Origin of the sequence: uncultured Bifidobacterium sp. (assembly GCF_945269915.1) — a bacterium.
Lineage (GTDB): Bacteria > Actinomycetota > Actinomycetes > Actinomycetales > Bifidobacteriaceae > Bombiscardovia > Bombiscardovia indica.
Window position 1 is genome coordinate 1 of sequence record NZ_CALYOY010000047.1, and the last position, 8126, is coordinate 8126.

Consider the following 8126-nt stretch of genomic DNA (forward strand, 5'->3'; position numbering starts at 1 on the left):
GCACGCCGACTATGCCCCAATCAAATCGAGCACTTCCGGTACGGATTTCTTGCCAAATTCAACGGTCTCCTGGTCGCCCTTCCGAATGACGATGCAAGGCACGCTCATGACCTGATACTGGTCCTTCAGGGTGGGGAAGTGCGAGAGGTCGTAGGCCTCGGCACGGACCTTCCCGTTCTGGGAGGCCACCCTCTGGGCGGAGAGAACCGTGGTGGGGCACATGGTGCAGGTGAGGGAGACCAGCATCATGATGTCGACGGGGTCGCTGATGGCGTCGATCCTGTCCGAGGTGGCCTGGTCCACCTGCTGACCCGGCCCGGCCGCATTGTAGAGGGCCAGGACGAAGGAGTTGAACTCATGGCCGCTGGGCACACCATGGAAGGCCAGGCCCGTCTCCTCGGCCTCACCGTCGGCACCCACCCTGCAGATGCGCACATTGGGGCGGGCATCAGGGAGGTCGCCGGCCGGGTCGAAGTCCTGACTGCCGGGAGCGGTGTCGACCCGGGTGGTCAGCAGGCCATCGGAAAGGCCGACCAGCTCGTCGATGAAGGTGTGCAGTTCCTGGGAGACCGGGCTGTCGTCCAGTTCCAGCTTCAGGATCAGCTTGGCCGCCATCCGGCCGAAGACCACATCAAGTTGTTTGCGGATATCCGGGCCGAAGAAGCCCGAGGTCTTGGCCGGGGCCTGCTCACCGGCCTGGGTCACCGGAGCGGGCGAGGTGCCCGAAGCGGCGGCCGACTCGGCGGCCTCTTTTTCGGACTTCTCGTAAGGGGAGTTCTCGGGGCGGGGCGGCACCAGACCGGTCTTGGCCGACATGTCGGAGGCGTAGCGCTCCAGTTCCACGGCCGCCACGGCGCCGTCAGAGGTGGCGGTGATGACCTGACGGAGGTTCTTCACCCGCAGGTCGCCCGCCGCATAGATGCCGGGAACCGAGGTCTCCAGGTAGCCGTGGGTGATGACGTACCCGTGGTCGTCCAGATCCACCACGCCCTTGACCAGGCCGGTCTGGGGCACATAACCCGCGAAGACGAAGACACCGAAGGTGCCCCGGTCGGCCGGCTTCCAGACCCTGGTCTCCCCGGTGGTCCTGTCCAGGAGGGTGGCTTCGACCAGGCCGCCCGAACCGGCGGAGACGCTCTGGAGCTCGGTGGAATAGTGAATCTCTATCTTGTCGTTCTTCCTGGCCTCGTCGGCCACGGCCGCGTCGCAGGTGAAGTCCTCCTCGCGCACCAGGAGGGTGACCTTGCTGGCGTACTTGGTCAGGAAGACGGACTCCTCGGCGGCGGCGAATCCACCGCCCACCACCAGGACCTCGCGCCCGGTGAAGAACTCCCCGTCACAGGTGGCGCAGTAGGCCACCCCCCTGCCGGCGTACTCCTGCTCGCCCGCGAAGCCGATCTTCCGGGGGCTGGCACCGGTGGCGATCAGGATGCCGAAGGTCCGCAGGTCACCCCTGGAGGTGTGGACCACCTTGATGTCGCCATCCACATCGACCCCGGTGGCCTCGGCCGTCATGAATTCGGCACCGAAGTTCTGGGCCTGCTGACGCATGGTCTCGGTCAGCTTGTGCCCGTCGGTACTGGCCACACCCGGGTAGTTGACCACGTCGGCGGTGATGGTGATCTGCCCGCCGAAGTCGTCCTTCTCCAGGATCAGGGTACGGTACCGGGCACGGGCCAGGTAGAGCCCGGCGCTCAGGCCGGCGGGGCCGCCACCGATGATGACCACATCGTAGAGATTCTTGTCTTCCGTCATGCTGTTCGTTTCCTTATCTATGCCGCACATACAGCAAGGGGAACCCCTCGATCGGAGCGACGACCCGACAACCGGGGGAAACCGGTCCCCGAACGGGCGGACAGAATCCGCCATGCAGCGCCGTTCCGATGAGCAGGTTCCCGCAACTCAATGGAATGGTCCCTTCAGGACGCTTGGATCAGAGCTGACCCACCAGATCCAGGCTGGGCTCGATGGTGTCGTCGCCCGGCTCCCACTTGGCAGGGCAGACCTGATCGCCGTGCTCATAGACGAACTGCGAGGCCTGGACGCGGCGGAGGAGCTCGTCGGCATTGCGGCCCACGTTGGAGGAGATGACCTCATAGGCCACGACCTTGGCTTCGGGAGACAGGATGAAGTCGCCACGCTCGGCCTTGCCCTCGGCCTCGTTGTAAGTGTCCAGGTCCTTGGCCAGGGTTGCCGTGGGATCGGCCAGCATCGGGTACTGGATCTTGGCGATCTTCTCATTGGCCTCATGCCAGGCCTTGTGGACGAATTCGGTGTCGCAGGAGACGGAATAGATCTCGCAGCCCGCCTTCTTGAAGTCCTCGTATTTCAGGGCCAGGTCCTCAAGCTCGGTGGGGCAGACGAAGGTGAAGTCCGCAGGATAGAAGAAGAGGACGGACCAGTGACCCAGCAGGTCCTCCTTGGTCACCTCATGGAGGTCATCGTTCTGGAAGGCCTGGGTCTTGAAGTCGGTGAGTTCATGCTGTAGCAGTGTCATGGTTGGTTCCTTTCAGGAAACTATCGAATACCGTCAATCCAACTGACCCGGATGCTTATATATCGTCGGAATTCAGGGCCTCGTGCAAGGAGGCGGCGGGATCGGCGGGATACCTCTTTCATGCTAGTAGGCGGGGCCTGGCCGTGGAAGATAAGTATCATCCCCGCCTATGTGATATATGGCACAGAGCTCCCGCCAGCCCTGCCTATGATGGGATGGACATGCCAGAGCGGCCAGAAGGAGTCCCGGTCATGAACGAAGAGCACGAGGCGGCACCCGAGGGGGAATCACGGGCCAACGCCACCTGGAGCAGGATGCTGGCCGGCAATCGTCGGTTCTTCGAGGGGCAGGCGGAGCACCCCTGGCAGGATGCGGAAACCAGGCAGTCCCTGATCGACACGCAGTCCCCGGATGCGGTCATCCTCTCCTGCTCGGACTCCCGGGTGCCGCCTGAAATCATCTTCGACCAGGGGCTGGGCGACCTCTTCACGGTCCGCACGGCCGGGCAGACACTGGACCCGTCGGTCCTGGCATCCCTGGAATTCGCCATCACCGAGCTGAAGGTCTCCCTCCTGGTGGTGATGGGCCATGAGCACTGCGGGGCCGTGGCCGCCAGCGTCCGGGCCATCGAGAACCACCGTCTGGAGGAGGGGGCCATCCAGGCCGACCCCGGGCGTGAGGCCCTGGATGAGGCCTTCGTTCGCGACAATCCCTCGCCCATCATCAACCAGGTGGGCACCTCGATCCTGACGGCGCAGGAGGCCGGCCTGGAAACCACGGCCGATTATGAATCGGTCCATATAGCGCGGACCATAGAGGCCCTGGTCGACAGGTCGGAGGTAATCCGCCAGGCCGTTGCCGAGGGAAGGATCATGATGGTGGGCGCCCGCTACCTCCTGTCCAACGGCAAGGTCCAGGTGCTCTCCTTCTAACCAAGGGGAAACGGGCGCCCGCATTCGCGCAGACGGTGCTGGAACCCTGGTTCTCGCCGGTAAGCGAATCAGATATCTGACGGACCGTGTTCCTCGGAGGTCTCTGTGGGGCTTTCAGGAAGGCTGTCAGACGGGCTGGCGGCAGGACTCTCGGCCGGGCTCTCTGATTCCCGTGCCCTGATGTGACCGCCGTCAACCTTGTTCCTTGCCTCACCGCGCTTTCTGAGCCAGAGGAGGATGCCACCCAGCACCAGGAGCACGACCACCAGCACGACGATTCCCAGCACGGCAGCTCCCGTGACCGGCAGATTCTGTGACATGACACCTCCCGACTCAGGTGAATCGCGCAGAACCGACCGGACTTCCAGCCGGGTGACTCCGCCGATTCACCAGGACCGTTCCCATATGAACAGGTACAAGTATAAGAGCCGACCTGCCGCGCCGTCCGGGAATCGCCAGCCAGCCTTCGGCGCAAGACGCCCCTGCAGAGAAGACCATCCCGTACATTGGAGGTATGTCATTATGGCTCAACATCCTGCTTATCTTCGTCTTCCTCCTGATCGGGTCCGTCTTCTCGGGCACCGAGCTGGCACTGGTCTCCCTGCGCGGCTCGCAGCTGGAGCAGATGGAACAGCAGGACGCCCGTGGCGCCAGGGTTGCCCGGATTGCCCGTGACCCCAACACCTTCCTCTCGGCCGTCCAGATCGGGGTCACCCTTTCAGGGTTTCTCTCGGCCTCCTTCGGTGCCTCCTCCATTGCACCCTATGTGGTTCCCGTGGTGAGCAGCTGGGGGGTCCACCCCGGCCTGGCCTCGACCCTGACCACCATCGTCCTGACCCTGATCATCTCCTACTGCTCCATCGTCATCTCCGAGCTGGTGCCCAAGCGGATCGCCATGCAGCGCACCGAGGCCATCGCCAGGGCCGTCGTCCCGGCCATCGACGTCTTCACCACCCTGTGCAGGCCGCTGATCTGGCTGATCGGCAAGAACACCAACCTCATCGTGCGCATCCTGGGCTTCGACCCCCAGCAGACCGACACCGAGGTCAGCGATGACGAGCTGCGGATGCTGGTCTCCTCCAACACCAACCTGAGCAAGGACGAGCGGATGATCCTGGGCGACGTCTTCGACGCCTCCGAGACCAGCGTGGCCGAGGTCATGCGCCCCAGGGCCGACGTGGTCTTCATCTCGGGCGACATGCCCCTGAAGGAGGCGGCCGACTTCGTCCGCAACGAGCCTTACTCCCGCTACCCGGTGACGGGCCGGGACTTCGATGACGTCCTGGGGTTCGTCCACGTGCGCGACCTCCTGGATGTGCGCAAGCGCAGTGCCCGGACCGTGGCCGACGTGACCAGGCCCGGCATCTCCCTGCCCGGCACCTCCAAACTCCTGCCCAGCCTTGAGCGCCTGCGCAAGCAGGGCATCCACCTGGCCGTGGTCATCGACGAGTATGGCGGCACCGACGGCATCGTCACCCTGGAAGACATGACCGAGGAGCTGGTGGGCGACATCCGCGACGAGTACGACCTCCCCGAGGAGAAGGGGCCGGCGCGGTCCGGACCCTCCGCCTTCGTGAACGGGGTGGCCAAGGTCGACGGCGGCATGACCCTCGAGGACTTCGCCGACCTGACCGGAATCGAGCTGGAGGACGGCCCCTACGAGACCCTGGCAGGCTACTTCCTGGCCAAGACCGGACGGATGGGCAGGGTGGGCGATGTGATCCACTCCGACGACGGGTACGACATGGTCGTGACCAGGGTGGACGGACGCCGGATCGAGACCATCGAGGTCAGGCATCGCGATGCCCTCCAGAACGGGGACTCCGGGAAGGACGAGGATGGTGAACGCCAGACCGCTGATTCGGATGACCCGGCCAAGAAGAAAGAATAGATTCACTATCCTGTACGGATGTGGGGGAGGGCCCGACAGGGTCTGAAAAGTCACACTAATCCCAGGGGAAATCCCTGAAACCTCCAGTCAATACGGCTAGGCTTGAGATAAGGGCCGGGCAGAGAACCGACCAGATGAAATCGTTGGTAATGAACCGACGAACGAAGGAGTAATCATGGCACTGAACTTTACCGTACCGGGACTTGACGAGGCCACCAGCGAGAAGGTCATCGCGATTCTGCAGGAGCGCCTGAGCCAGGAGCAGGAGACCGCCCTGGTCCTCAAGCACGCCCACTGGAACATGAAGGGCAAGGAGTTCATCGGCATCCACGAGATGATGGACCCCGAGGTCGATTCGGTCCTGAACATGGCCGACGAGACCGCCGAGCGCATTGCCACCCTGGGTGGTTCGCCCGCTGGCCGTCCCGACGACATCATGAAGAACCGCACCTGGGAGGGTATCGAGCTGACCGGTCGCCAGGATGCCCTGGACTACCTGAAGGTCCTCGACAAGTACTACACCACCTTCATCAAGCTGGACCGCGAGGCCATCACCAAGCTGGATGACCTGGACGTCATCAGCTCCAACATCATCCAGGACCACGTTCAGGAGCTGGAGCACTTCCAGTGGTTCATGAGGAGCCACCTCTTCTGATTCCCACGGAATCACCAAGGCCTGAACGGCTGATCACCCGTCCGATCGATAATCGACGGTAATCCGCCCGACGGCACCGGGGTCGGCTGATTGGCATCTACCAATCAGCCGACCCTTTGTCTTGGGAGTCGTCAGCTCTTGCGGTAGAGCTTGGTATAGGAACCTTCGGCCCGCGGGCGGACCACGATCTGGTCGATATCGACCGTGTCAGGCTGCTCCAGGGCCCAGGAGACGCAGCCGGCGATGTCGTCGGCCGTCAGCGGATCCGGCACCCCGGCATAGACGGCGTCGGCCTTGGAGGAGTCGCCGCCGAACCGCTTCAGGGAGAACTCGTCGGTGTGAACCAGACCGGGCGCGATGTCGACCACCCGGATGGGCTCCCCAATCAGTTCCAGGCGCAGGATACGGGCCATGACCCGTTCCGCCGCCTTGGATGCGCAGTACCCGCCACCACCCTCGTAAGGCTCGATACCGGCTGTCGAGGAGATGATCAGGACCGTGCCCTCGGACTCCTTCAGGGCCGGCAGGAGTTTCTGGATGACCCTCAGGGTGCCCAGGACGTTGAGCTCGTACATACCCCGCCAGTCATCCAGGTTCGAGGTGGCCACGGCATCCTTGCCGAAGGCGGCCCCCGCGCAGTTGACCAGGGCCTTGACCGGGCCATCCGCCAGCACGGCATCCACGGCCTTCCGGGTCGAATCCTCGTCGGTCACATCGCAGACCTGATAGGTGAAGCCATCACCCAGTTCCCTGGCCAGGTCCTGCAACTTCTCCTCGCGGCGGGCCAGACCCACCACCTGCCAGCCCTTGCCCACCAGGGCCCTGACACTGGCCTGCCCGATGCCGCTGGATGCACCCGTGACCACCGCGCGCTTGATCGTATTCGTGGAACCCGTCATCATTGCTCCTTCGTCTGACCGTCCTTGAATCATCGTTCACTCCCACGCTAGCGCAGAAGCGCATGGCATGGGCACATTCCTGTCTCGAAAGTGGTTGGATGCATCGCGGCAGGCATCCCGGTCGTTTACCGCCGTGGCTGAGCCGAAACTGTCGAAACCGATATCCGCCTAGGATATCCCGCCTGCTTGTTCCGGTATGTATGAAATGCGCCAAGTTCGTTGCCGAATGCCGGACCACGGTACCTCAGATGACCACGTACCGGTTCAACCGGCTCCTACGACGGCGCCAATCCGGCATATACCCGGTCATCAACTGTTGGAAGTAAGGACCATGACCGTGGGCGTGCAGATGGGTCAGCTCATGGACCAGCACGTATTCCAGGAGTTCAGGGTCCAGCCAGGCCAGCTCCGTATTGAGCCGGATCCTGCCCGTGGAAGGGGTGCAGGAACCCCAGCGGGTCTTCATATGACGCAGGGTGATGGCAGTCGGACGCTTGCCGATGATCGGTGCCCAGGTTTCCAGCAGCCGGGGCAGGCGATCCTTGATGATCCGCCTGGCCCTGGCTTCGGAACGATCCTGCCCTTGCGAACCGTCCCCGTATCCGTTTGCATCAGCCCCATTCTGGCCATTCCGGAAGTCGTCTGAATCATTGGCGATCTCCGAAATGGAATTGTCGATGCGCTGGCGAGTCCGCGCAATCCAGGTTCGCCTGGCATGCACAAACTCCTCGAGCTGCCGATCGGACAGGCGGGCCGGAGCCGTGACCTCGAGCCGCCCCTCAGGCGGTTTAACCCGCAGATAGACGTTCTTGATCCGCTTGCGGACAACCACAACCTCTTCACCATCCAACTCAAGCAGCCGGCGCTCGATCACCGTCCCATGGCCGCGGCCGCGTCTGCCCGCACCGTTCGCCTTGGTCATGCCCGAGTCTCCGTCATACCTGCATTCTCCCCCGACCCCGTGATTTGGCCCAAAATGGCGCGACTCTCGACGCGACCTGAATTGACTTAGTCTGCCCGTATGGTATGCTAACCATTTGTGTGATTCTTCGGTCACATGGAATGGGCCTGTAGCTCAGCTGGTTAGAGCGCATCCCTGATAAGGATGAGGTCGGAGGTTCAAGTCCTCCCAGGCCCACGCAATTCTTGCGTGGTTGAAGTTCTTTTCACATTCACGGGGCTATGGCGCAGCTGGTAGCGCATCTGCTTTGCAAGCAGAGGGTCGCCGGTTCGAACCCGGCTAGCTCCACAG

General features: G+C 63.1%; 8 protein-coding genes and 2 tRNA genes. 5 read left to right on the forward strand and 5 right to left on the reverse strand.

What is annotated here, in order from left to right; translation table 11 throughout:
* Positions 1 to 9: 9 nt before the first annotated feature.
* Both Q0K62_RS07460 and Q0K62_RS07465 read right to left on the reverse strand, forming a co-directional pair.
* Positions 10 to 1755, reverse strand: coding sequence for an FAD-dependent oxidoreductase (locus tag Q0K62_RS07460; protein WP_297317348.1), 1746 nt, complete (start codon positions 1753 to 1755; stop codon positions 10 to 12).
* Between the two features lie 178 nt (positions 1756 to 1933).
* Positions 1934 to 2497, reverse strand: a complete 564-nt coding sequence (locus Q0K62_RS07465; RefSeq protein WP_297317349.1) for a redoxin domain-containing protein — start codon at positions 2495 to 2497, stop codon at positions 1934 to 1936.
* 251 nt (positions 2498 to 2748) lie between these two features.
* Between Q0K62_RS07465 and Q0K62_RS07470 the strand changes: the two genes are divergently transcribed.
* Positions 2749 to 3429: a carbonic anhydrase gene (locus tag Q0K62_RS07470; protein WP_297317350.1), complete on the forward strand. Its 681-nt coding sequence runs from the start codon at positions 2749 to 2751 to the stop codon at positions 3427 to 3429.
* Positions 3430 to 3497: 68 nt separating this feature from the next.
* Here the strand turns inward: Q0K62_RS07470 and Q0K62_RS07475 are convergent, their stop codons facing one another.
* Positions 3498 to 3749, reverse strand: coding sequence for an LPXTG cell wall anchor domain-containing protein (locus Q0K62_RS07475; protein ID WP_297317351.1), 252 nt, complete (start codon positions 3747 to 3749; stop codon positions 3498 to 3500).
* A gap of 194 nt (positions 3750 to 3943) precedes the next feature.
* Here Q0K62_RS07475 and Q0K62_RS07480 point away from each other — a divergent pair, with 194 nt between their 5' ends.
* Both Q0K62_RS07480 and Q0K62_RS07485 read left to right on the forward strand, forming a co-directional pair.
* Entirely contained in the window at positions 3944 to 5320 is a 1377-nt protein-coding gene (locus tag Q0K62_RS07480; RefSeq protein WP_297317352.1) for a hemolysin family protein, read from the forward strand.
* A gap of 175 nt (positions 5321 to 5495) precedes the next feature.
* Positions 5496 to 5975 carry a DNA starvation/stationary phase protection protein gene (locus Q0K62_RS07485; RefSeq protein WP_297317353.1) on the forward strand — a complete coding sequence of 160 codons (480 nt, stop codon included), beginning with the start codon at positions 5496 to 5498 and terminating at the stop codon, positions 5973 to 5975.
* Positions 5976 to 6106: 131 nt separating this feature from the next.
* Here Q0K62_RS07485 and Q0K62_RS07490 read toward each other — a convergent pair whose 3' ends face one another.
* Positions 6107 to 6874 (reverse strand): SDR family oxidoreductase, encoded by a 768-nt coding sequence (locus Q0K62_RS07490; protein ID WP_297317354.1) that lies wholly within the window; start codon positions 6872 to 6874, stop codon positions 6107 to 6109.
* A gap of 244 nt (positions 6875 to 7118) precedes the next feature.
* Entirely contained in the window at positions 7119 to 7796 is a 678-nt protein-coding gene (locus Q0K62_RS07495) for a SprT family zinc-dependent metalloprotease (protein ID WP_297317355.1), read from the reverse strand.
* Between the two features lie 142 nt (positions 7797 to 7938).
* Between Q0K62_RS07495 and Q0K62_RS07500 the strand changes: the two genes are divergently transcribed.
* A tRNA-Ile gene (locus tag Q0K62_RS07500) sits at positions 7939 to 8012 on the forward strand.
* Positions 8013 to 8050: 38 nt separating this feature from the next.
* A tRNA-Ala gene (locus Q0K62_RS07505) sits at positions 8051 to 8123 on the forward strand.
* Positions 8124 to 8126: the final 3 nt, after the last annotated feature.